The sequence below is a fragment of the Yersinia enterocolitica subsp. enterocolitica genome (assembly GCF_901472495.1).
In the GTDB taxonomy this organism is placed as follows: Bacteria; Pseudomonadota; Gammaproteobacteria; order Enterobacterales; family Enterobacteriaceae; genus Yersinia; species Yersinia enterocolitica.
The window spans coordinates 753,822-777,933 of record NZ_LR590469.1 but is presented as its reverse complement, the minus strand read 5'-3'; the positions used below and the strand labels follow the sequence as shown (position 1 = coordinate 777,933).

Genomic DNA, 24,112 nt, shown 5'->3' with positions numbered 1-24,112 from the left:
TCTTGAAGCCACAGCGGTGTTAGCTGTTCTCATTCACCCGAATCACTGACGAGAGTCAACTCATCGGGATTCGTTCGCTTGCTGCCTGGCTGTAACTTCAATTACTTTGGATATACACGGGAATAAATAACATACTCTTCAATCGCTTGCTGATTACTCCAGGACTTGGTCAATACAGCGGCATCCGCAGCATCTAGCCACTGGTAAGCAAGATGTTCGGTAATCACAACATCCCGCTCTTCGGGTAACGCCAAACAGAACCAATGTTCTTTATTGCGCGTAACACCCGGCGCATAGCGACGGCGCAAATGCACAAAGAGTTCAAATTCCACACAGCGCTGGCAGTCGAACAGTTCCAGATTTTCACCCAGTATATCAATGCCGACTTCTTCCTTTACTTCGCGCTGGGCGGTTTCCAACGGCGTTTCATCACCTTCCAGACTGCCGGTGACCGACTGCCAAAAATCAGGATCATCACGCCGTTGTAACATCAACACCCGGCCACTGTTTCTGGCGTAGATCACCGCCAGTATTGATTCTGGGCGCTTATACCCGTCATCTTTCAAACTGCAAGTGTGTTGGCTTCGCTCAATCATCCGAATCACTTACCGGTGTAAGCTCTCCGGGATTCTCTTGCTTGCCGCCTTCCTGCATCTTGAAATCTATTGGGTATATATAATTCATTACTGATTCTCTTCTACCGAGCTATCAGTGGCCCCTTTCTTCGCTACCACGCTGATAGACAGCTCTTGCAGTGAAGCCGGATTGGCAAAACTTGGCGCATCAGTCATCAGACAAGCCGCAGCCGTGGTTTTCGGGAAGGCAATAACATCACGAATGTTATCAGTGCCGGTCAACAGCATAACCAGACGATCCAAACCAAAAGCCAGGCCCGCATGTGGTGGAGTGCCGAATTTCAATGCGTCCAGCAGGAAGCCAAACTTCTCACGCTGTTCTTCTTCATTGATACCCAGAATACCAAACACCTGTTGCTGCATTTCAGTGCGGTGAATACGCACTGAACCGCCACCCACTTCGTAGCCGTTAATGACCATATCGTAAGCATTGGCGATAGCGGTGGTCGGTGCCGCAGCCAGTTGCTCCGGGCTCATGTCTTTAGGCGCAGTGAACGGATGATGCATGGCAGACAAGCCGCCTTCGCTATCGTCTTCGAACATTGGGAAGTCAACTACCCACAGCGGTGCCCATGAATCCAGTTTGGTCAATGCCAGGTCACGGCCGACTTTTAGACGCAACGCGCCCATCGCATCCGTCACCACTTTAAAGCTGTCAGCACCAAAGAACAGGATATCGCCGCTTTCAGCCTGAGTGCGGGCCAGAATAGCTTCCAGCACCTCAGCACTGAGGAACTTAGCGATGGGGCTTTGTACACCCTCAACGCCAGCAGCACGATCATTAACTTTCAACCATGCCAAGCCTTTCGCACCATAAATACCGACAAACTGACCGTATTCGTCAATTTGCTTACGCGTGACCTGCGCGCCACCCGGTACACGCAATGCTGCGACACGGCCTTTGGCATCATTGGCTGGGCCAGAGAAGACTTTAAACTCGACATCTTTAACTAAATCAGCGACATCCACCAATTCCATTGGGTTGCGTAGATCCGGCTTATCAGAACCATAGCGACGCATAGCTTCGGCAAAGGTCATCACCGGGAAATCGCCGAGATCGACGCCTTTGGTTTCCTGCCACAATTCGCGCACCAGTTTCTCCATCACTTCACGCACTTGGTCGGCGGTCATGAAAGAGGTTTCAACATCGATCTGCGTAAATTCTGGCTGACGGTCAGCTCGTAAATCTTCATCACGGAAGCATTTTACAATCTGATAGTAGCGATCAAAACCAGACATCATCAGCAATTGTTTGAACAACTGTGGTGACTGTGGCAGTGCATAGAACTTACCTTTATGTACACGGCTTGGCACCAGATAGTCACGCGCACCTTCCGGCGTCGCTTTGGTCAGCATCGGGGTTTCAATATCCAGGAAACCGTGACTGTCCATGAAGCGGCGCACAAAGCTGGTAATTTTAGCGCGCGTTTTCAGGCGATCGGCCATCTCAGGGCGACGCAAATCCAGATAGCGATATTTCAGGCGCTGCTCTTCGCTGTTAGTCTGATTTGAGTCCAGTGGCAACGGCTCAGAACGGTTAATGATATTCAATGTATTGGCAAAGATTTCCACTTCACCGGTCGACATATCTTTATTGATTTGGCTGTCAGGACGTGCGCGCACAGTACCGGTAATCTGGATACAGAACTCATTGCGCAGTTCAGAAGCTTGCTCGTAAGCGGCTTTATGGTCGGGATCGAAGAATACCTGAACAATGCCTTCGCGGTCGCGCATATCAATAAAAATCAGGCCACCGAGATCACGACGACGGTTAACCCAACCACAAAGTGTCACTTCTTGGCCAACATGGGACAGATTCAACTGCCCGCAATACTCAGTACGCATACAATATCCTTTTACTCAGCCGATGCCGCACGCGTTATGCACTGCCCGTGCGGCTATTTTCTGATGAGCCCTAATTTGAGCCTCAGCTACTACTGTCTGGTTTACTTTTATTATCTGGTTTGCTGTTACTGCCCGGCTTGAAATCTGTCGCGTACCAACCGGTGCCTTTCAATTGAAAGCCGGCCGCAGAGATAAGTTTCGATAACGCGGGCTGATGACACGCAGGACATTGAGTCAGCGGCGCGTCAGAAAATTTTTGCAATTTCTCTAATCGATGGTTGCAAGCGCTACACACCCTATTTTATCCAAAAACAATCATATATAGGCATAGGTATTTTGGATTAAAGAGTGTTGAAAAAAGGGGGTCATTATAAAGGAAATTCGTGGCGTAGATAAGAGCGAACGCACAGCTCAGGCACGACAAAACCTCTTTCAGTACTGTTTTAACACATCATTTAACAAAATTATCTCCTCACAAGGACGTCCCGATAACATATGTTGGCATAAACTGGTCAGCAGATTAAGTTTATCGTCCAGAATTTCTCCAATGATACCGAGGCATAACACCATGAAACTTGATGCAAAAACCACCGCATTGGTACTGATTGATTTGCAACAGGGAATTTTACCCTTTGCTAAAGGCCCTTACAGTGCAGAGCAGGTCGTCGCGACTAATGCTGGCCTGGCAGAACGCTTTCGTAAGCTAGGTGCTCCTGTGGTTTTCGTGCGCGTGGGTTGGTCAGATTCATTTGCTGAGGCGCTGAAACAACCGGTCGATCAACCCAGCCCAAGTCCGGCCGGTGGTTTACCTGAGTCATGGTGGACTTTCCCGTCAGAGCTTGCAGTTACAGATAGCGATATCAAAGTAATAAAACACCAATGGGGGGCGTTTTACGGTACCGATTTAGATTTACAACTGCGTCGCCGCGGGATCAAAACCATAGTACTAGCGGGAATTGCCACCAATATTGGCGTTGAATCCACCGCCCGCGCCGCCTGGGAGCACGGTTATGAACTCGTGATTGCAGAAGATGGTTGCAGTACTGCCAGCACTGAAATGCAGCAATTCGCGGTTGAAAAAATCTTCCCCCGCATCTCCCGCGTACGCAACAGCACCGAGATCCTTGCAGCTCTGAGCGCATAAGGCTAGATTTGGGCTAACAACACGGCAACGTCAAGTAGGAAGGATATTTGTATATTGGACTGCCGCAATGGCAACACCCAAGCTGGAACCGTTTGGGTATCAAGGACTTGGCTGATTACAGTCGCTACTTTAACTGTGTTGAAGGGAATACTACTTTTTATGCACTGCCACGGCTGGAAATAGTACAGCGCTGGCGCGATATGACGCCCGATAACTTCCGCTTTTGTTTTAAATTTCCGGCGACAATCAGCCATCAAGCGGCTCTGCGTGACTGTGATAAAGATTTGCAGGCTTTTTACCAATGTCTGTCCCCGCTGCATGATCGGATTGGACAATTATGGTTACAGCTACCCGCCGCTTTCGGGCCAAATGAACTCAATCGTTTATGGCAATTTATCGATAAATTGCCGGCGGGTTTCCATTATGGCGTGGAAGTGCGTCACCCAGAATTTTTTGCCAAAGGTGATGCCGAACGCGCGCTCAATCGAGGCTTACACCAGCGAGCAATCAATCGAGTGATGCTTGATAGCCGCCCTATTCATGCGGCAAAGCCTCTAACTGAAGCGGTTCGTGACGCGCAAAGTAAAAAACCGCGCCTTCCTGTGCATGCGATCGTCACCGGCAGTCAGCCATTGGTACGCTTTATTGGTGGTGACCAATTGGCGGATAACCTGGCATTGTTTGCGCCTTGGCTGCAAAAACTGCCGCTATGGGAACAACAGCATCAACCCTATGTTTTTATTCACACACCAGATAACAGCGACTCTCCCCAACAAGCACAAAAGATTTGGCAGCAACTAGCCACAGTGATTGCCACCTTACCCGCAGCCCCAGATTGGCCGGAACAAGATACGCTGTTTTAGCCCTGATTGTTTTTTACCCAAACGCTACACTACCTACAGGTCATGTTTATCCCTGTCTTACAAGTTCATCATTCTAAACACTAAACCGAGTATCAAGAAATGTGATTCCTACCATTTTTCTAGCGACAGTAACACGGTAGGCGGTTATCATTATCTGGCCAGTCTATGTTGGGCAATGGAGTTAAAAATGGTTAGCTCGCTTTATGTGGTGTTGGGCGCACTGTTATTGATCAAGCTTTCATTTGATGTAGTTAAATTGAGAAATCAGTACCGAGTCGCTTATGGCGACGGTGGTTTTTATGAATTACAAACCGCCATCCGTGTACATGGCAACGCTGTGGAATATATTCCTATTGCTGTCATTTTACTCATTATGATGGAAATGAACGGTGCTGAAACATGGATGCTCCATATCTGTGGATTGATGCTGATAGTTGGTCGCCTGCTACATTATTATGGTTTACGTCATCGCGAAATTCGCTGGCGCCGCTCCGGGATGAGCGCCACCTATGTTTCGTTGGTTTTGATGATTATTGCTAATATTTACTACCTGCCTTGGGATCAGATTTTCAGCCTGACCTAATAGGCCTGTTCAGATTATTGCTCGGTTCCCAAACGGAACACAGTTAGTTCGGGCGGCTAATTGCCGCCTTCATGCCAGCCCTTACCTATTGACTATCCACACGCGCTTTATCGCGCTCATTTATTCTGTTTTCTGTTATAATATGCGCCTTTAATTTCTTGCTCATTTCTTACTTAGTCAATGACAGCCATGCCAAAACGCGAAACGCAATCTCTACATGATACGCAGCAGCAGCCTGGGCCAACAGCGCCACAGCGCGATAGCCTGTTTGCTGCCCCTATTGCCAAGTTGGGTGACTGGACTTTCGACGAAAAGGTCGCTGAAGTCTTCCCTGATATGATAAGCCGATCGGTGCCCGGCTATTCCAACATCATCTCGATGATAGGCATGCTGGCTGAGCGTTTTGTGCAACCCAATAGCCAGATTTACGATCTTGGCTGCTCACTCGGTGCGGCAACACTGTCAATGCGGCGTAATATCAAAGTCGAAGGCTGTAAAATCATTGCCGTGGATAACTCACCGGCGATGGTTGAACGCTGCCGCCGTCATATAGATGCCTTCCGGGCAGAAACGCCAGTGGACGTGGTGGAGTCTGATATTTTGGATATCCAGCTTGAGAATGCCTCAATGGTGGTGCTTAACTTCACGTTGCAATTCCTTGAGCCAGCGGATCGCCAGCGGTTGCTCAATCAGGTATACCAAGGGCTACGCCCAGGTGGTGCCTTGGTGCTGTCAGAGAAATTCAACTTTGAAGATAATGATGTTGGCGAATTACTGTTCAATATGCATCATGATTTTAAGCGTGCGAATGGCTATAGCGAGCTGGAAATCAGTCAAAAACGTAGCATGTTAGAGAATGTCATGCTGACGGATTCGGTTGAAACCCATAAAAAGCGTCTGCATCAGGCCGGTTTCGAACACGCTGAAGTGTGGTTCCAATGTTTTAATTTTGGTTCGTTAATTGCCCTGAAAGCGGGAGAGGCTCAATGATTGAATTTGGCGATTTTTACCGGCTGATTGCCAAAGGCCCGCTAAGCCCATGGCTAGATACCCTGCCCGCTCAGCTCAGTGCCTGGCGGCGCGAATCATTACACGGTAAGTTTAAAACATGGTTTAACGCTGTTGAGCACTTGCCGCAGCTCACACCAACCTCGCTGGATTTACGCGAAGGTGTGCGGGCAGAGATGACTCCGCCGATTTCAGCGGGGCAACGTGAAGGGATGGAAAACATGTTGCGCGCCCTGATGCCCTGGCGCAAAGGCCCCTTCTCTTTGTACGGGTTAGATATTGACACTGAATGGCGTTCCGACTGGAAATGGCAGCGAGTTTTGCCGCACGTCAGTCCACTAGCAGGTCGCACTATTCTGGATGTCGGGTGTGGCAGCGGGTATCACTTATGGCGCATGATTGGTGAAGGTGCACATTTGGCGGTGGGAATCGACCCAATGCAGCTATTTTTATGCCAGTTTGAAGCTATTCGTAAATTGCTCGGGGGTGACCAGCGAGCCCATGTGTTGCCATTAGGTATTGAACAACTGCCGGAGCTGGCGGCCTTTGATACTGTATTCTCAATGGGCGTACTGTATCATCGTCGCTCACCGTTGGATCACCTCTATCAACTTAAAAATCAGTTGGTTAACGAGGGAGAGCTGGTGCTTGAGACATTAGTGGTCGAAGGTGATAGCCAGCAGGTATTAGTGCCCGGTGATCGTTATGCTCAGATGCGGAATGTGTATTTTATTCCCTCGGCCCCAGCCCTGAAAGCCTGGTTGGAAAAATGCGGGTTTGTCGATGTCAGAATTGCCGATATGGCCGTGACCACCACCGATGAGCAACGCCGTACCGATTGGATGACCAGTGAGTCATTAGCTGAATTCCTCGATCCGAACGATCCAACCAAAACTGTTGAAGGTTATCCGGCCCCACTCCGAGCAGTACTCATCGCCCGTAAACCATAAAAAAACCCCGGTCTGATTGGCCGGGGTATTGACAACTTTATCACTGCAAATGCGCAAATCTAAGCAGATTGCGGTAACGGCGCGCCCATCACCAACAAACTTTTCATGGCTTCAACTACTTCACCGTCTACACAATAATGAGCAAACTCATCGACATCACTGTCGGCGCACATTGTCACACCCGCTTTGCGGTATTTCATCGTTGACGGCACAGTTCTGCCAGCAGAGCTGTGAAGCTCCCGAATACCGGCATCAATAAATTTCTGCATATTCGTGAGACGAACCCCCGCCCCGGCCATGATAATCGGTCCTTGACCCTGAGTGGCGGCAACTAAATCTTTCAATAATGCCAGCCCCAACTCAGCATTCTGTTGCTGACCTGAGGTTAAAATTCGCGCCACATTCAGATCCGCTAATTGCTGTAACGCAATCATTGGGTTCTGACACATATCAAATGCCCGATGGAAAGTGACCGCCAATGAACCACTAACAGACATAATTTCTCGCATCCGGCGCATATCAATGTGACCATCAATATCCAGCACGCCCACGACCACCCCGGCAAACCCCATATCACGGATTCTGGCAATATCATTTTTAATGATGGCGAAATCATTGTCGCTGTAGCAAAAATCCCCCCCACGCGGGCGGACGATAGGATGCACGGGAATGGTAACCGTCTCTCTGGCCTGCATTAATGCACCGATACTCGGCGTTAATCCCCCTTCGGACTGACCGCAGCATAATTCAATCCGGTCGGCTCCTGCCTTTTCTGCTATTTGCGCGCAATCCACGCTATAGCAACAAATTTCCAATTTAGTCATTCTCTCCCCCGTTTGACGGATGCCACTGCGGCAGTAATACCCTATGACTTCTCAGCATATAAATATCGGCTTAATAGTTAATCGACTAAATAACAGGCTAAATAATGTCTCACACTAAAAAAGCGTTAATCAAGCACACTGAAGCATTTACTATGGCACTCATTTTGATTCCATGAGTAGACGCCAGTCACAGTGATAACCATAAGTGATAGTCGGTATCGAAATAAATAACCCATAGACGTTAGCCATTGCGCTCACTATCCACAATTTGTCGCAAAGTATAAGGGTGAAACTTAATGGTTATCTCACCATCACTCACTGCAAATGTTGGATTAGCCAAGCGCTCATGCTCGCCTTGTGGAGAACTAAACTTAGTCGTAACCCCCTCTGGCAGGGTAGTCGGTAATAAGGCGCGTGCCCGCTGCATCAAGGTTTGTGGGTCACCCGGTAGCACCAATTCAACATGTTCCCACCCTTCATGGGGATAATATGTTTTCCCCGGATAAGGTAATTCCACGCAATCTATTTGCCATGGCCCAACAACAAGTGGCGGCGTTAAATCGAACAGGCAAATAGCTCGGCCATTAATTTGTGTTTCGGACATCAAATTGCCACATTGCTGTAAACCACTGCGCCAGCGTTGTGCCGTTTGTGTTTGGTGACACCGCAATGAAATATGGTCAGCACTGAATTGCGTCAAATCCAGATTTAATTTAGCCGCGAAAACAACCAGCTTTTGTGCAAAATAGGGCAAGTCTGTTAATAAGTCCGATAATTCGACGATATCTTTCAGGCTGCTCATTTTATTCTCCTGTTAACTGTTATTTCCGGTATTGAAGCGGCCATAATCTACAGTTATTAGTTCTAATCAGCCATATTTAATCTATACCCGTCATACTTCAAGCTACATGTGCGTTGGCGGCTCTCGCTCACTCGAATTATCCAGGGTATACACACACAAAATCCGCTATTCCATTTATGACAGTAACCACTGGCCTGATGCTGACGTCGGGGGCCAAATATGGTATAAATCCTGCCAGCTTGTGACTCACGCTCAGCCAAACCTTCCCGCTGCTGGCGTGACAGTTTTTTTGGCCCCGTTTGAATTAACTGGCACAGAGATGCTCGTGTGCGTCATTAATATGTTTTTTGTGCGTAATTAAGGTAACCCGGTGAATATTCAGGCTCTTCTCTCAGATAAAGTCAGCCAGGCGCTGATTGCAGCAGGTGCTCCAGCAGGCAGCGAACCTCAGGTTCGCCAATCTGCCAAAGCTCAATTTGGCGATTATCAAGCTAACGGTGTGATGGCCATTGCCAAAAAACTTGGCATGCAGCCCCGACAACTGGCAGAAAAAGTCATTGAACTGCTCGATCTTGACGGTATTGCCAGCAAAGTCGAAATTGCAGGCCCCGGCTTTATCAATATCTTCCTTGATCGTCAATGGGTTGCCAGCAAGGTAGAAGAAGCGCTGAAAGCCCCTAAACTGGGCGTTCAGCCAGTTGAGCCACAAACCATTGTGGTTGACTACTCTGCGCCTAATGTGGCTAAACAGATGCATGTTGGTCACTTGCGTTCGACCATCATCGGTGATGCAGCGGTACGGACTTTAGAGTTTCTCGGCCACAATGTTATTCGTGCCAACCACGTCGGCGACTGGGGCACCCAGTTCGGTATGCTGATTGCTTATCTGGAAAAAATGCAAAACGAAAATGCCAGCGACATGGGCTTATCGGATTTGGAGCTTTTCTATCAGCAAGCCAAGAAAACCTATGATGAAGATGAAGAATTTGCCAAGCGTGCCCGCGCTTATGTGGTGAAACTGCAAAGCGGTGACGAATATTGCCGTCAGATGTGGCGTAAATTGGTGGATATCACCATGGCGCAGAACCAGATTGCTTACGACCGCCTGAATGTCACCCTGACCAAAGACGATGTGATGGGTGAAAGCCTGTATAACACCATGTTGCCTGAGATTGTGGCTGACCTGAAAGCCAAAGGGCTGGCAGTGGAAAGCGAAGGTGCAACCGTTGTCTATCTGGATGAATACAAAAATAAAGATGGCGAACCTATGGGCGTCATTATCCAGAAAAAAGATGGTGGCTATCTCTACACCACCACCGACATCGCCTGTGCCAAATACCGTTACGAAACACTAGGTGCAGACCGCGTGTTGTATTACATCGACAGTCGCCAGCACCAGCATCTGATGCAGGCCTGGACTATCGTGCGTAAAGCCGGTTATGTGCCAGAATCTGTTCCATTAGAGCATCATATGTTTGGCATGATGCTGGGCAAAGATGGCAAACCATTTAAAACCCGCTCCGGCGGTACAGTCAAACTTTCCGATTTGCTGGATGAAGCCATCGAGCGTGCGGGTAAGCTGATTGCCGAGAAAAACCCAGATATGCCTGCGGATGAACTCAAGCAAGTGGTTGAAGCTGTGGGTATTGGTGCCGTGAAGTATGCCGACCTGTCAAAAAGCCGTACCACTGACTATATCTTTGACTGGGATAACATGCTGGCACTGGATGGTAATACTGCGCCTTACATGCAATATGCCTATACCCGTGTGGTTTCAGTATTTAAGCGCGCTGGTATTGATGAAAGTAACCTGACCTTGCCGTTAGTGATTACAGAAGACCGCGAAGCTGCACTGGCTACCCGCTTGTTGCAGTTTGAAGAGGTCATCACTACCGTGGCCCGTGAAGGGACACCGCATGTGATGTGTTCTTATCTGTATGACCTGGCTGGTCTGTTCTCCAGCTTCTATGAGCATTGCCAAATCCTGAATGCGGATAGCGAAGAGAGCCGTCAGAGCCGCCTGAAACTGGCCATGCTAACAGCAAAAACCCTGAAACAAGGGCTGGATACTTTAGGTATTCAAACGGTTGAACGGATGTAGTCCGTAAAAAAGGCCCCTCGGGGCCTTAGAAATGGTCAATACTCAAAAAACCTGCCCTTAGTTGGTTTTTGGCAATTCAGAACCATCCTCGGTATAAATTTTGTGATCCACAATTCCGCCTACAGATTTATCCTCATGTGAGCTGTTATGGGGATTATAAATAAAGGGGGTTTTACCTGCTATTGCATCACTTCCGACACCAGTCGCCATCCCCAATGCGGTCGGCGAAAGATTAAAGCCACCGCCACCTTGGTGATAACTATTATTAATATTGCTCAACTCCAGTCCATTAATATCTCGGGTGACCGTTTGATACCGACTACTTATTTGTGCGCCATGCAGTTTAGTCGCTCCTTTCACCGCAATCACGACATCGCTCAGACCAAAAATACCGGATTGCTCAGCAACCGCATCATTATTCACGATTTGAACATCTAGCTTCGCCCGACCTTGTATACCCGCAGGGTCAGTTATTGCCCCTTTAAATTTGTCTCCCATAAAACGGGCCGTTTTATCGGCAAAATTACGAGATTGAGTTTCAGAAGACAATGTTGGCAGTTGTACGTTATTGTTTTCTTTATTAAAACTAACTCCCCCCATGGTATCTTTTGGCGATGATTTTTGGTTATACATCAACTCACTTTTTTTAATACCTGAATTTAATGCATTTTTAATATCTTTCTCAAATCTTTTGGTACCGATTTTCGATATTTTAGAGACTACACTACTGCCTTTATCATTGGTATGACTCAGAGCAAATTCAACATCCACTTTAACGCTATCTTCTTTACTTTTAAGACTCTCGATATGTAGATCACCACCCACAATAATCTCTGCCTTGTCAGTATCAACACGTGCACCTTTCATTACCGTATCTTTGTGGGTGTTCAGAATGAATTTATCAGCTTCAATAATACGCGTATTTTGATGCTTAATGACATCTTGCATACCCACCATCACTTTTGCACCACTACCCGCATAATGGCTTTTACTGACACCGCCACTTTCACCCGAAGTCCGTTTCAGTACTAAGTCCAAATTAGCCCCGAAATTCCAATTTTCCTTAGGTAATTCACTACGCGCAGATTCGAAAAACACCCCACCATTAGGCGTTTTAATATCCACTATGGCGGCGTTAATCTGTTGACCTTCCATGTGAATGGCTTGATTGCTGTTGCTGCCTGACTGAATAGAAACAGTTTTACGGCTATAAATCTCCCCTCCCTGACGATCAGAAATAGACTGATTCACTTTATCGTACCCACCGCCACCGCCAATAAAACCTTCATTGGATGAATTGCTTCCAGAATGGGTTTTCTTGCCCCCTAAACGAAAATCAGCAAAAGCTTTATCATTAATATCGACACTCCCAGACACTGATGCCAGCATATTAACTTTACCTTGCGCCACTAAATGAACGTCAGCTAACCGGGCATCCTCACTGCCGACCTGAACACCTTTCATAGTAAGCTCGGCTCCCGCCTCAAGCCGTAGATCGCCTCGTGTGGTTATTTTACTGATTCCGGCATTCGTGCTATTACTCTCCCCTTCTTGATGCTCACCGCCCCCTGCCAGACGAAAATTCTTACTACTATCTGAGGATTTCGACATACCGACACTCAGTTTTCCGTTATCTGAAGTTTTTATATTACTGCTACGTGTGCTATCTTGAACCTGGTCAAAATACAGATTATTACCCGCCTTAATATCAACATTCCCTTCTCCACCATTAATTTGCGTGGCATAGTAATAGGCATCGCCCAAGGTTCGAATATTAATGCCTTGCTTAGCTTTAATATTAGGGAATAACATCTGTTCAGTGTAGCTGTCTCCCTGACTGGTTTCAGCTTTGGCAGCTAAAGCCACCTTTATATCTTTACCAGTCGTGGTTGAGACACGAACACTCGCCTCACCCTTTTCTTGCTGGGAGGTCTCTTCTTTGCTATTGACCGCCGCACGACTGAAATGACGCGCTGCACTCAATTTCATTACTCCATCCTTAGCCTGATATTGCGTGCCTTCATCCAGCACATCTTTTGTGGCTTCAACCTTAATATCTTGTGCCTTGATGGACGTCACCAGAGCGAGCAAATTATTATTAGAGGTCTTGGTATTACTACCTGATGCGGTAATATCTACCCCTAAGTTGGGGTCGGTAACGCCTTTCTGGCTACCCACACCGCCAATAATATCAAGTGCATTGGTCGGATTATTTATTGCTTTCTCTATTGGCCGGGTAAATCCTTTGTAATTAATATTAAAACCAAATCCAGCATCAACTTGTAATTTCTTATTATTTGAAATGTCAACATTATGACTTGCCATATTATTGATATTAACTGCTCGGGTATAATAATTCTTAGCAACTTGATGCTGTGCCCCCTGCTGAGTGATATCACCGTCTGCATCAATATTAAGGTTGCCGTTGATATTAGTTTTTACCACAAGATTATTTTCAATATCACTATGACTTTCGCTGTCGATATGCGTGTATTGCGCACCACTGCCAAATTTATCTATCCCTGCGGTATAATAGAATCCGCCACTGTTTTCAACCCGATTTTTATTGATCACCGCACGATTTTTCGCTGTAAAGAAACCCACATTTTTAGATGTTTTTAATTTAAAATCCCCCTCGGTGGTATTTATAGCGGTGCCAAAGAAAGTAACATTATCGTCTGCCTGGATATTAATATCCCCCCCCTCCAGGGTAGCAATCTGATTTTCAGTTAGCTGACTATTTTCACTGTCTTTTTGATGCTTAACCAGAAAACCGGCACGATACTGTTTATCACCTGATTCTTTTGCAAACCACTCCAGACTGAGACGGGTTTTTTCCTCATCTATTTTCTGTTGTTGGCGAGCAGCCTGTACATTAACTTTACCATTAGAGCTGATGTTCAAAGCTCCACCTGCGTTGACTTGACTGCCATCGATATAAGTATTTTTACCGCTGTGCAAATCAAGGGTGCCACCCGACTGTAATTTGCTATCAATAAATTTTTCATACTTATTATCTACCGCCTGGCTACTGCCGGTAATATCAAATATCACGCCGGTTTTCTTATCTCGAGTAAAACTACGTTTATTAAGCATACCATTAATGGTCAGATCACCTTTAGCTGATAAAATTCCTTTATTTAATGCCTTTATAGTACTGCCACGAATCTCTATATCTTTACCGGAATTGACATAAACTGAATTACCTGTCAATTCTGATTGATTAGCAATGTAATGGTACTGGTCTTTATTATCCTTTTCTGAGCCGGCAATACCTAAATGCTGAGTATAATCCAACCGATCTACTCGCGATTCAAGCATATTTGCCACACCAATATACACCCCATTCTGACCCTCTATTGATAGCCCACCCTCTGCCCATATTTGTGCACCATGAGAATAAATCGTTTTTTTAGACTCTATGTTTATATCGCCATTTGATCTAATATGAAGCGGTTTAAAAGTTTCTTTGAGTATATCATAATTATCATGGCCAGTTTTCGCATCATCACCCCAGTGCGAATATTCAATACGATTTATTTCCTTATCTATTCCAGCCATACCATTCAAGTGAATATCGCCTTGTGAAAATAATGTCATATTTTTATCTGAATGAATTACAACCCCTTTCAAGTTTATTTTCTCTCTTCCATTTAATTTAATATCCCCATAACTAGAAACAGTGCTATAAGAGGGTATATTTTTCTCTAATTTGGTTGACTGTTTTGTGCCTACTACGCCAAAGAATTGCTTCTTGGGTTCATATTCTAATACAACATCAGAACGTTCTATCAGGTCTCCATCAATATTGATTTTATCTGCCGACATATAAACATTGTCACTGCTTTTAATATAAACTGCTGCCAAATCAATATTATTACTGGCTAATAGTTGAATGTTTCCGCCTGAAATATCGGCATTATCAATGTAATTATCTGAACGAATATTGAATCTTTCTTTTTCATCGGCGGCCAATGTTCGGGTAATATCAAGATTATTACCCGATAAGATAATATTTTCCGCCCCACTGAGTCGCTGAGTTTCTTTACCCATGCTTCTTAAACGCACGGTTCCTTTGGCATCCACATTAATTAACTCCTGCCCGAACACATGGCTAAATAAATTAACATTATTGTCTTTACGTGTATCTATTATATTAATACGATTAGCGGCAATGCTCCCCAAATAATAACCATCGATGGTTTTTACCAGACTATCACTCAAGTTTGATTTTAGTAACCGCCCGGTATCAATCCCAACCTCATTTTGACCGACAATAAATGATAACTTGTCTTTAACAAGAACATCGCCATCAACATTAATGACCGGGGCGATAAGTGTCAGGACATCAGCTACATGAGTATTTTTATCCGTATTCTCAATGTTCAATATCGCAGAGCTACCCTTGGTCGACATACTGAGTACTTTACCATCATCGATAACCGCAGCCCCTACCGCCAATGTGACATTTTCAAATCCTGGAGCAAAACTACAGCCATTACAAATAACACCATTTGCATTCACTAAAATATAATCTGCTGGCATACCAATAATTTGTTGATGACCATTTAATGTTGATGTATTACTCCCTACCACTTCATTTAAAATGACGCTAGCTGGGTTTCCGGTTAAATTCGGGTTAGCTCTAGCTGATATCATTCCTTCAAATACTTTAAATTGTGAATTATTAAATATAACTCCACGTTGATCAACATTAAACTCTTGATATTGATTATGGGATAACCCTACAACTGAAGGAGCTACAATGTTAATTAGCGGAACATCATAAATAGTCGAAGATATTTCGGGCCGATGTGCGCTATCTCCAGCGGCTTCTATTCCAGCAGCATAAGCCATTGTCGCTGGTGTAAGAATCAATGACAATAGTGTGGTTAACTTTCCCGCAGGAGAAAGTTTGAATTTATTTTTTCTCATCAAAACATCCTTATTAAATATATTTAGTTTGAATAGGAATATAATCCAAATAAATTAGCGTTGTAGGTAGCAAGCGATTTTTTAACAGCATTACACCAGATCTTAAAATAAAGATTATTAATCCAAATAGATTTACTCAAGTACCAACTAATCACTCTGACATTTTAAGTGTCAAGGTATAAATTAGAATGTATAAGAAATCCGACCTAACAACTGTATCGGTTCGTTTTGTTTATTACTGTCTGAAATCCACCAACCGCGGCTAGCCTCCAGATCAAATAATATTTTTTGGTAACGCACTGTAATACCTGTACTTATGCCGCTATTACTTTGCCAACCTTGTTTATTTTCATGTTTTAATACCTGCCCGGCGTCAATACCTACACGGGGAGTAAGCAGTACATTATCTACAGAAAGATCGCGGGATAAAGTATTTTTCACATACCAGCCGTTATTCGCAGATTGTGAACTGCGACTAAAACCTCGAATGGCATTACGCTCGGTCAAATTTATCCACTCCGCGCCAGGAGATTTATTTTTACTGTATTGCCCGACAAACACATGATTGAATTGGTATACAGAATTAAATAATACAAAGTTACGATTAAAATTAACCATTGCATTGGCAGTAGTGAACTGCCCATCGGCATAATGTATGCGTTTACTTGCATTTATTTTATCAGCAGCAAACCAGGGCAGCCCTCTTTTTACTTTTACGTTAACATTCATTGAACCATTAGGGATTACACGGTATTGATTAATAGCTAATTCAATAGCGCTCAGCCTATGACTGTTAATATTTATTTTTGTATCGTACACATAGTTATTAATTTGTTTATGTTCTAACTGCCCACTGATGCTATTGATCGTTTTCTGATTACGATGAAATGTGTAATCAGCGCGAAAATTATATTGTTGTGAATAACCATTAAAATTAACAACCCTATAGGTAAGTTTCTCATAACGTCGATATTCTGTATGATGAGCAAGAGCACTGAGCGTCAGTGCGCCATAAGGGACGGAGTAGTAAATACCAGCACTGTGCTTATAGCGTCTCTTGCCGTTTTCCAATGTTTTATTGAAATTAATATTGACCAGATCAGAGATACCTAATGGACTATCCAGTGTTAGTACTGTTTTTGCCTGCCATTCATCAGAATTTTTATAACCATAATTATCAATAGAAGCCCATAAGCTCCAGGGTTTAGCATTATTATTATTATTAATTCTAATAGTTGACATCCCCGTCAGAGTACCTGGTAATACATCCACCCTGACTTTATTCGACCTCAGTCGATTAGCTTGGTCAATACCCTGATCAAGCTCGGAAATATTTAGCGGTTTATCAAGCATATTAGGGAAAAGGAAATAGGGGTTAGCTTGTCTGTCCCCCCCTTCAATTTTTTCAACTATCCCTTCGGTGATATTGATCCCTAATTGCCCCGCAGTATTTAAGGGAATAAAACTCACTCTGGCAGCTAAATAACCTTTATCCAGATATAACCTGGTAATTTTCTTGGCTAAAGTATTAAGATCATTGCTACTGATACAGTAATTAATAAGGTCGTTTAATTTGTCAAGTTCTCTTGTTGTTAATAATGTATGCCCTTGTAGAAAAATCGCTGTTATTGGTAAACAGTTCTTCTCTGGGAAATCCCTATCATCAGTTTCTTTAGCCATCAGACGAAAAAAATATTTATCAGACTTATAAAACTGTTGGTGGTATTCACTAATGTCAGATTGCTGTGTAGTTCCATTGCTCAATGGTCTTTTACTCTCATCAGGTTGCGTCGCCCAAACCACATTACTGAACAATAAAATAATTATATATTTACACTTAATCATAAGATTCACTTATTATAACATCGTTAAATTTATAGCAATCATCTGGTATGAAATATCGATAGATTTAAGTTCCAAGGTAATAGAACATCAAGCTAAAATCTGATTACTAAATACATGCGTTTAAAATACATGCTTTAAAAAAACAAAAAACCCAACGATAAGGGAGTTAAATTATAAATAATGAATAGTAAAGAAATAAATTAAATTAATATTATTTTATTAAATATAAATGAGTATCTCTTTAAATATTTGAGGGGGATGTTGTTTTTATATGTAAAAAAACCCGAACTTATCGGGTTTAGTTATATACTATTTGTTGTTGTCATAAAAATAGATTAATGATAGCTATCAATTTGTTCGACGAGCAAAATCGCGCAATTTAAATCCAAGCAAAGCAAGCACTGCAAAGTAGGCAATCACCCCCGCAGTCACAACAGCTGAAAGCCGTAGCAGGCGATAAGCCATCCCCCCGACATCCCAGTCCGGCATGACCCACAATAACCCTAGCAACACCACTGACATCACCACCACACCAATCACTAATTTAGTCAGGAACACCGCCCAACCTGGTTGCGGCTGAAAAATCTTCTGCTTACGTAACTGCCAATATAACAAGCTCGCATTCAGACAAGCCCCTAAACCAATCGACAGTGATAAACCGGCATGCTTAAGTGGCCCGATGAAAATCAGGTTCATCACTTGAGTGATTATCAGCGTAATAATGGCGATTTTGACCGGTGTTTTTATGTTCTGACGTGAGTAAAAACCTGGGGCCAGTACTTTTACAACAATCAACCCCATCAATCCGACTGAATAGGCCACCAGCGCACGTTGTGTCATCAGTGCATCAAACGCACTGAATTTCCCGTATTGGAATAATGAGACAACTAATGGTTTGGCTAAAATGCCCAAAGCCACCGCACTTGGCAATGCCAGCAGGAAACACAGACGCAAACCCCAATCCATCAATTTAGAATATTCATCATGATTGCCACTGGAGAAGCTTTTTGCCAGTGAAGGCAACAAGATAGTCCCCAATGCCACCCCCAACACACCGGAAGGAAACTCCATCAAGCGGTCAGCGTAATACATCCATGACACCGAGCCTGAGACCAGGAATGATGCAAAAATGGTATTGATAATCAGGGAGATTTGGCTCACTGACACACCAAGAATAGCTGGCCCCATTTGGCGCATCACTCGCCAGACACCGGCATCTCGCAGCGATAACCGAGGCAATACCAACATACCTATCTTTTTCAGATGAGGAAGCTGATAGCCCAATTGCAGTATGCCCCCGACCACCACCGCCCAAGCCAGTGCCATGACCGGTGGATTGAAGTAAGGTGCAGCGAAGAGTGCAAAACCTATCATGCTGATATTCAGAAAGGTCGGAGCAAACGCCGGAATTGAAAAGCGGTTCCAGGTATTCAGAATCGCCCCCACCAACGATGCTAACGAAATCAGCAAGATATAAGGGAATGTCACCCGCAGTAATGCCGAAGTTAGGGCAAATTTGTCGGGTGTATCGGTGAAGCCGGGTGCAGTAATAAAAATGACCCAAGGTGCAGCCAGCATCCCCAATACTGTCACCACAGCCAGAATAAGCGTTAATAAACCGGAGACATAGGCAACAAATGTCCGGGTGGCTTCCTCCCCTTGCTGGCTTTTATATTCGGCCAGAATCGGTACAAAAGCCTGTGAAAAAGCCCCTTCAGCGAAGATACGCCGTAATAAATTAGGTAATTTGAATGCGACAAAAAAGGCATCCGTTGCCATACCGGCACCAAAAACCCGCGCGACAATCGCATCGCGAGCAAAGCCCAACACGCGGGAAAACATGGTCATTGAACTGACAGCTGCCAGTGATTTCAGTAGATTCATAGGTTTTCTGATCTGTTTTCCGATCTGTATTTGCAAAATACGCTGTAAATATCAACGCCTGCTTTAAGCAGGCGTTGCTTCTACCACCAGGATCATCACGATTGAGATGAACTTGGTATTGTATCAGTACTGGCAGGTTATTCCGCCACCTGCTGTTGTAACAGAATCTCTATCATTCGTTGCGCGAGGATAGCCTCTTCACCTGAGACTTGTGGTGTCGTCTGGTTACTGACTGCGGCAATAAAGTGATGAACCGCTCCGCTAAAGCCTCTTTGTTCTAATGTGGTTTGCCAACCCGGTGCGGGCAAATTTATCACTTGCCCGTCGGACTCCTGCTGCCATTGGCGCATATCCGTAATCTGATAGCAGGTACCGGGGCTGACCGCTTGCACACTTTCGCGTTGAGTTCCGCCGTGGCGATGCATGCTGGTGGTGATCAAACAATCACCCGCCTGGAAATGGTGTTCGGCATACAGCATCTGCTGTTGTGGGTTTGTTTGTATCACCCCATTCAATAATTTTGCCGTCGCCCCCCCCAGCCACAGCGCCGTATCCACCACATGCAGATAATCATCGAGCAAGGTAAAACGGACATTATTTGGCCCGATACTATTCTGCCGATGTTTCTCCATGCGCAGTGATGCTGGGTGACTCATTTGCTTCTTAAGCTGCTGATATAAAGGTGCAAAACGTCGATTAAACCCCACCATAAGCGCCAACTGTTGCTTTGCTGCCAAAGCGATTAATTGCTCAGATTGATCCAACGTTTCCGCCAAGGGTTTATCAACATAAACATGGATCCCGGCTTGCAGTAACTCACTCACCACCTGAAAATGGCTAGCGGTGCTGCTATGAACGAAGATGGCATCACATTCAGCGGCCAAGGTATCCAATCGTGAGAAGTAACGCATGCGGTAGCTATCACACACCGGTTGTGCTTTTATCTGATTGGGAGAAAACGCCCCCACCAATTGCCAGTCCTGCGCTTGGGTTAAGATAGGTAAATAGGCCTTTTGCGCAATGCCTCCCAGGCCAACAATACCAACGCGCAGTTTTTTATCAGCGCAGGAATTTTTCATAGCATCCTTATTAATCATCAAGTTGTATCAACACTTCGTCCAGACGACGAGTCAGCGCCATGACCTGCTGTTCGAGCTGAGCGACTCTGGCTTCAAGATCACGAGCCCCTTCTGGCACACTTTGTACTGCTGAAGACACGGGTGCAATATCACCACTGAGCAGATGCATAAAGCGACTTTCTCGTTTACCCGGTTCGCGGGCCAAACGCACCACAAATGGCCCATCTTCGCGTAGGGACAACTGAGTGAGAACCTCTTCAGTTTCAGCCACATCAGAAAACTCATGCATCCGGCTGGTACGAGTACGCAACTCGCCCGGCGTCTGTGCGCCGCGCAAAAATAGTGTGGTCATCACGGCCAGTTCAGCGGGAGAAAACTTCAAATTGCCAAATTCTGAATTACAAAAACGGTGCTCATACTTCATCACCCGGTTGCCACTTTGGGTGCGGATAAGGTGTTTTTTCAACAAAAAATCCAGTGTTTGTTGCACTTCTGATTCAGATAACTCCATTACTGGTTCACGGTTGGTTTTCTGATTACAGGCAATCGTCACCCCATTGAGTGACATCGGATATTGCTCTGGCGTGGTCACTTGTTTTTCCAGCAAACAGCCAATAACTCTGGCTTCTTGTGCATTTAAACTGTGTTTCATCCTGACCTCAGCGAGTTGGCGTCCATTCTTTGTTAGTCAAAGCCGTCAGCACATGATCGCGCCATTGACCATCAATTAATAAGTAATCTTTCGCGTAGCCTTCGCGTTCAAATCCAAGGCGTTCGAGCAAATTACCACTACGATGATTATGCGGCATATAGTTAGCCATAATACGATGCATCCGCTCTTGCCGCTGCATGTAGCGAATCAGGGGTTGTAAGGCTTCAAACATCAGCCCCTGCCCCTGCCAGCGCTCACCTAATGAATAGCCAAGAAAGCAGGCATGGAACGAACCGCGCAACACATTGCTAAAATTCGCCACACCACGGACTTCTTTTTCTTCTGGATCTAACAAAATAAAATAATAGGCGCTGCCTTGTTTTTGCAGTTCCATTATCATTCCCAGCCGGGCCTGCCAGCCAGAAGGCATGCAATGACTTTGATCACGCACCGGCTCCCAAGGTTTAAGAAATGCCTGATTTTCAGCGTAATACTCCGCCATGCGATACGCATCACGCTCATTAACCAGCCGCAGTGACATTCGGTCTGTTGTTAAGCGGATTTTAGGTGTTGCTGAATGATAGCCGAACATCTGCTCCCCTTTGGCTATGCGCTGTACTCAATTAGCGGCAATCTTTTTTATTCAATATACCTGTTGTCGGGCTGCCACGTAAAACGATGGCCGCACTCTTTTGACACATCAGTACAGAAAAATTGCGCAACTAAAGAGCCAAAAAGGCATTTTATTATGAAACTGTCGGTGAGGTAACGTATTGACGATAAAAAATATTATCAATCCGAATTCTGCACTCTTGTCATCTTAGCCAGGTTTGTTAGACAGATGCACCACAGCAAATTGAAACAACCGATCACTATCGCCATCATTTGAAAAATTTTCCATCAGAGAAATCAATCTTATTATATAGATTGACTCGATGAACCGATTAGTTTCACTATATTCTTCGTCATTTACCATTAGCTCTGCCGAATTAAATTAAAGACTATTTACATTGATACATCCATTAGTGTTCTTTTTGCAGTATCGCTGCCAGAAAACATTCCCAACGATAAAACATGGACTCAACTTAATGAGTATAATGCATGAAATCCCATGCGCAAAACATAAGCAATTCTCTTCCCTAACTTGTCTATTTGTATTAAAATTTCGCTGAAGGAAAATAAGGATCATCAACAAATAATCAAGGGACATTATGGACATTTATCTCAATCCAAAAAGTAGATTTATCGAGTATTATCAAGCCATTGCAATGACTAATAGTGACAAGCTATTAAGGGTAGCCAGAGATGTTTCACGTTTTGTTCTTCGTGATGCTCTAGTTAGGGCAAGGTTTGAAAACGAAATAAAAGATTTTATTAGTGAACAGATGAAAATAATAAAATCAGCCAGAACGGAATCTGATTGCAAGATAGCTATCGATAATTTGAATAAAGAGTGCAGCCATCTCCTTGAACAAGATCTTATGCTGAAAACCAAACGAGCCAAAACTGTTGTCGCTATAGAACTTAAAAAGGATCGCGATACTTGGGGCTATGTTATACAAGGAGTTAATATAGTAGTTAGTGGGCTTACAGTATTAGGTGGTTTCACTCTAACATCTGCATCTTTAGCAACAGGGAATATACTTGGAGTCGTGGCTGGTGCAACCATTTTTCTGCACGGGATTAACAGCTTACAAGAAGTCATATCAAATATTAAGAATGGGACTGACTCTTCAACAGGTTTTATGCTAAACGGTTATATAGCGACCGCTGAATTTTTAGGTTTTAATAAACAAGTGGGTGCCTTAGCCTATAACTTTATGAGTATTGGATTATCAGGCTATGGAATGGCAAGAATGGTTCTGAAACCTGATGCATGGAGACTGTTTAGACATATCCCAACTGATTATGTGAGAAACATAAAGACTATGGGATATGGTTCATTAGCCATTGAAGGCACCGGTAATGCTTTATCAGTTAAAGCAATTAACGATAGCGAATAACGCTAATCGAATTACTCTTTCAGTGATACAAATAATAACTTCGCTCCTAATATAACGGGAGCGACGAAGTTCATTATAACAACACCGATAATCGCAGCAATAACATAAGATTGAAAATCCGAAAAATCACTGGTAATAAAGATATTGATACCAATTCCAATAAGCAGGAAATGTAAAAAAATAGTTCCTAAAGAAATTCGCTTGAGTTGTGCTATAGCGATCTTAAATGGAATGTTGTTCCCGATAGCTTGTTTGCGTATAAACTCAATATCTCTTTTTGAGATGAATTTTTTCTCTGATAACAACATCTCAATACTTTTATCGTCCATAATAACCTGCTATCCAAATCAAACAATTTTATATGGTATCTTATTTCCATGTGATGCTGCAATCATACAACTTAAAATTAGGATTTTTGCTTGCACAGGTTATGCAGTAGCACCAGTAATAACTGACGAATCCACTGTTATCAATGTTTATTGAGATAAACATCAGGCTATAGTTTTTATATACTAATAAAAGATGTCAGAAAACAAAGTTGGCCTATTGTCGTTGTTTCTCCACAGGTGGATTTCATATTTATTATCAACAATTGTTACCCCACTCGGCTGCTGCTCCAAACTGCCCGTAACACGCATTGATGATGTCTCTGCTGATAACTCCGATGACAAATAATTTCAGCATGGAACTATCTGTGCGTTTTTTACCTTTAAATGCTGAGGAACTTTCTGCACACAGCCAAACCCTATGATTCACGTTTAAGAGTAAAGCCATTTTTTATTTATCATATTGATTTTTAACGAAATATATAGGGTTACCAGCCTATCGATTCATCCCATAACCACCGCCGTGTTTCTCTGTAGAAACACGTGTGTAGCAGTATGCAGTCCTATTATTAGTTGTTATCATTATTACTGCTCTCACAAAGGATATAGTTTGTATAATACTTCAAACTATAA

The 24,112-nt window shown here is 44.2% G+C and carries 19 protein-coding genes; 7 read left to right on the top strand and 12 right to left on the bottom strand.

All coding sequences use genetic code 11. The features are described 5' to 3' along the window. Window positions 1-101: 101 nt before the first annotated feature. The 3 genes from nudB to FGL26_RS03575 all read right to left on the bottom strand — a co-directional run bounded on the left by nudB (window position 102) and on the right by FGL26_RS03575 (window position 2,775). A complete protein-coding gene (gene nudB, locus FGL26_RS03585) occupies window positions 102-596 on the bottom strand; it encodes a dihydroneopterin triphosphate diphosphatase (protein WP_005169178.1) in 495 nt (164 codons plus the stop codon). Between the two features lie 87 nt (window positions 597-683). After that, window positions 684-2,480: an aspartate--tRNA ligase gene (aspS, locus tag FGL26_RS03580; protein WP_005169176.1), complete on the bottom strand. Its 1,797-nt coding sequence runs from the start codon at window positions 2,478-2,480 to the stop codon at window positions 684-686. An 82-nt stretch (window positions 2,481-2,562) separates the two neighbouring features. Continuing rightward, window positions 2,563-2,775 carry an FmdB family zinc ribbon protein gene (locus FGL26_RS03575; RefSeq protein WP_005169174.1) on the bottom strand — a complete coding sequence of 71 codons (213 nt, stop codon included), beginning with the start codon at window positions 2,773-2,775 and terminating at the stop codon, window positions 2,563-2,565. 273 nt (window positions 2,776-3,048) lie between these two features. Here FGL26_RS03575 and FGL26_RS03570 point away from each other — a divergent pair, with 273 nt between their 5' ends. The 5 genes from FGL26_RS03570 (at window position 3,049) to cmoB (ending at window position 7,028) form a co-directional block, all read left to right on the top strand. Further along, a complete protein-coding gene (locus tag FGL26_RS03570; protein WP_005169172.1) occupies window positions 3,049-3,624 on the top strand; it encodes a hydrolase in 576 nt (191 codons plus the stop codon). A gap of 47 nt (window positions 3,625-3,671) precedes the next feature. Next, window positions 3,672-4,487, top strand: a complete 816-nt coding sequence (locus FGL26_RS03565) for a DUF72 domain-containing protein (protein ID WP_005169170.1) — start codon at window positions 3,672-3,674, stop codon at window positions 4,485-4,487. A gap of 187 nt (window positions 4,488-4,674) precedes the next feature. Beyond that, window positions 4,675-5,070 (top strand): MAPEG family protein, encoded by a 396-nt coding sequence (locus FGL26_RS03560; RefSeq protein WP_005165969.1) that lies wholly within the window; start codon window positions 4,675-4,677, stop codon window positions 5,068-5,070. A 189-nt stretch (window positions 5,071-5,259) separates the two neighbouring features. After that, a complete protein-coding gene (gene cmoA, locus FGL26_RS03555; RefSeq protein ID WP_005169166.1) occupies window positions 5,260-6,060 on the top strand; it encodes a carboxy-S-adenosyl-L-methionine synthase CmoA in 801 nt (266 codons plus the stop codon). Beyond that, window positions 6,057-7,028 carry a tRNA 5-methoxyuridine(34)/uridine 5-oxyacetic acid(34) synthase CmoB gene (gene cmoB / locus FGL26_RS03550; protein WP_005169164.1) on the top strand — a complete coding sequence of 324 codons (972 nt, stop codon included), beginning with the start codon at window positions 6,057-6,059 and terminating at the stop codon, window positions 7,026-7,028. The genes cmoA and cmoB overlap by 4 nt, the downstream gene beginning before the upstream one ends. A 59-nt stretch (window positions 7,029-7,087) precedes the next feature. Here cmoB and cutC read toward each other — a convergent pair whose 3' ends face one another. Together cutC and FGL26_RS03540 are read right to left on the bottom strand one after the other, a co-directional pair. Further along, entirely contained in the window at window positions 7,088-7,852 is a 765-nt protein-coding gene (cutC, locus tag FGL26_RS03545) for a copper homeostasis protein CutC (protein WP_005169161.1), read from the bottom strand. Window positions 7,853-8,093: 241 nt separating this feature from the next. Next, window positions 8,094-8,654, bottom strand: coding sequence for a VOC family protein (locus FGL26_RS03540; RefSeq protein WP_005169160.1), 561 nt, complete (start codon window positions 8,652-8,654; stop codon window positions 8,094-8,096). Between the two features lie 370 nt (window positions 8,655-9,024). Here FGL26_RS03540 and argS point away from each other — a divergent pair, with 370 nt between their 5' ends. Beyond that, window positions 9,025-10,755 (top strand): arginine--tRNA ligase, encoded by a 1,731-nt coding sequence (argS, locus tag FGL26_RS03535; protein ID WP_005169158.1) that lies wholly within the window; start codon window positions 9,025-9,027, stop codon window positions 10,753-10,755. Between the two features lie 57 nt (window positions 10,756-10,812). Here the strand turns inward: argS and FGL26_RS03530 are convergent, their stop codons facing one another. The 6 genes from FGL26_RS03530 to rimJ form a co-directional block, all read right to left on the bottom strand. Next, entirely contained in the window at window positions 10,813-15,690 is a 4,878-nt protein-coding gene (locus FGL26_RS03530) for a hemagglutinin repeat-containing protein (RefSeq protein ID WP_005169156.1), read from the bottom strand. A 183-nt stretch (window positions 15,691-15,873) separates the two neighbouring features. Further along, complete coding sequence (locus FGL26_RS03525; RefSeq protein WP_005169154.1) at window positions 15,874-17,544, bottom strand: ShlB/FhaC/HecB family hemolysin secretion/activation protein; 1,671 nt, start codon at window positions 17,542-17,544, stop codon at window positions 15,874-15,876. Between the two features lie 339 nt (window positions 17,545-17,883). Beyond that, window positions 17,884-19,419 carry a murein biosynthesis integral membrane protein MurJ gene (gene murJ / locus FGL26_RS03520; RefSeq protein WP_032908364.1) on the bottom strand — a complete coding sequence of 512 codons (1,536 nt, stop codon included), beginning with the start codon at window positions 19,417-19,419 and terminating at the stop codon, window positions 17,884-17,886. A 137-nt stretch (window positions 19,420-19,556) separates the two neighbouring features. Further along, window positions 19,557-20,516 carry a Gfo/Idh/MocA family protein gene (locus tag FGL26_RS03515; protein WP_005169138.1) on the bottom strand — a complete coding sequence of 320 codons (960 nt, stop codon included), beginning with the start codon at window positions 20,514-20,516 and terminating at the stop codon, window positions 19,557-19,559. Further along, window positions 20,509-21,150: a YceH family protein gene (locus FGL26_RS03510; RefSeq protein ID WP_005169136.1), complete on the bottom strand. Its 642-nt coding sequence runs from the start codon at window positions 21,148-21,150 to the stop codon at window positions 20,509-20,511. The genes FGL26_RS03515 and FGL26_RS03510 overlap by 8 nt, the downstream gene beginning before the upstream one ends. A 7-nt stretch (window positions 21,151-21,157) precedes the next feature. Beyond that, window positions 21,158-21,742 (bottom strand): ribosomal protein S5-alanine N-acetyltransferase, encoded by a 585-nt coding sequence (gene rimJ / locus FGL26_RS03505; protein WP_005169134.1) that lies wholly within the window; start codon window positions 21,740-21,742, stop codon window positions 21,158-21,160. 676 nt (window positions 21,743-22,418) lie between these two features. Here rimJ and FGL26_RS03500 point away from each other — a divergent pair. Beyond that, a complete protein-coding gene (locus FGL26_RS03500; protein ID WP_032902703.1) occupies window positions 22,419-23,153 on the top strand; it encodes a DUF4225 domain-containing protein in 735 nt (244 codons plus the stop codon). A gap of 11 nt (window positions 23,154-23,164) precedes the next feature. Here FGL26_RS03500 and FGL26_RS03495 read toward each other — a convergent pair whose 3' ends face one another. After that, window positions 23,165-23,482, bottom strand: a complete 318-nt coding sequence (locus FGL26_RS03495; protein ID WP_005169129.1) for a hypothetical protein — start codon at window positions 23,480-23,482, stop codon at window positions 23,165-23,167. Window positions 23,483-24,112 lie beyond the last annotated feature (630 nt).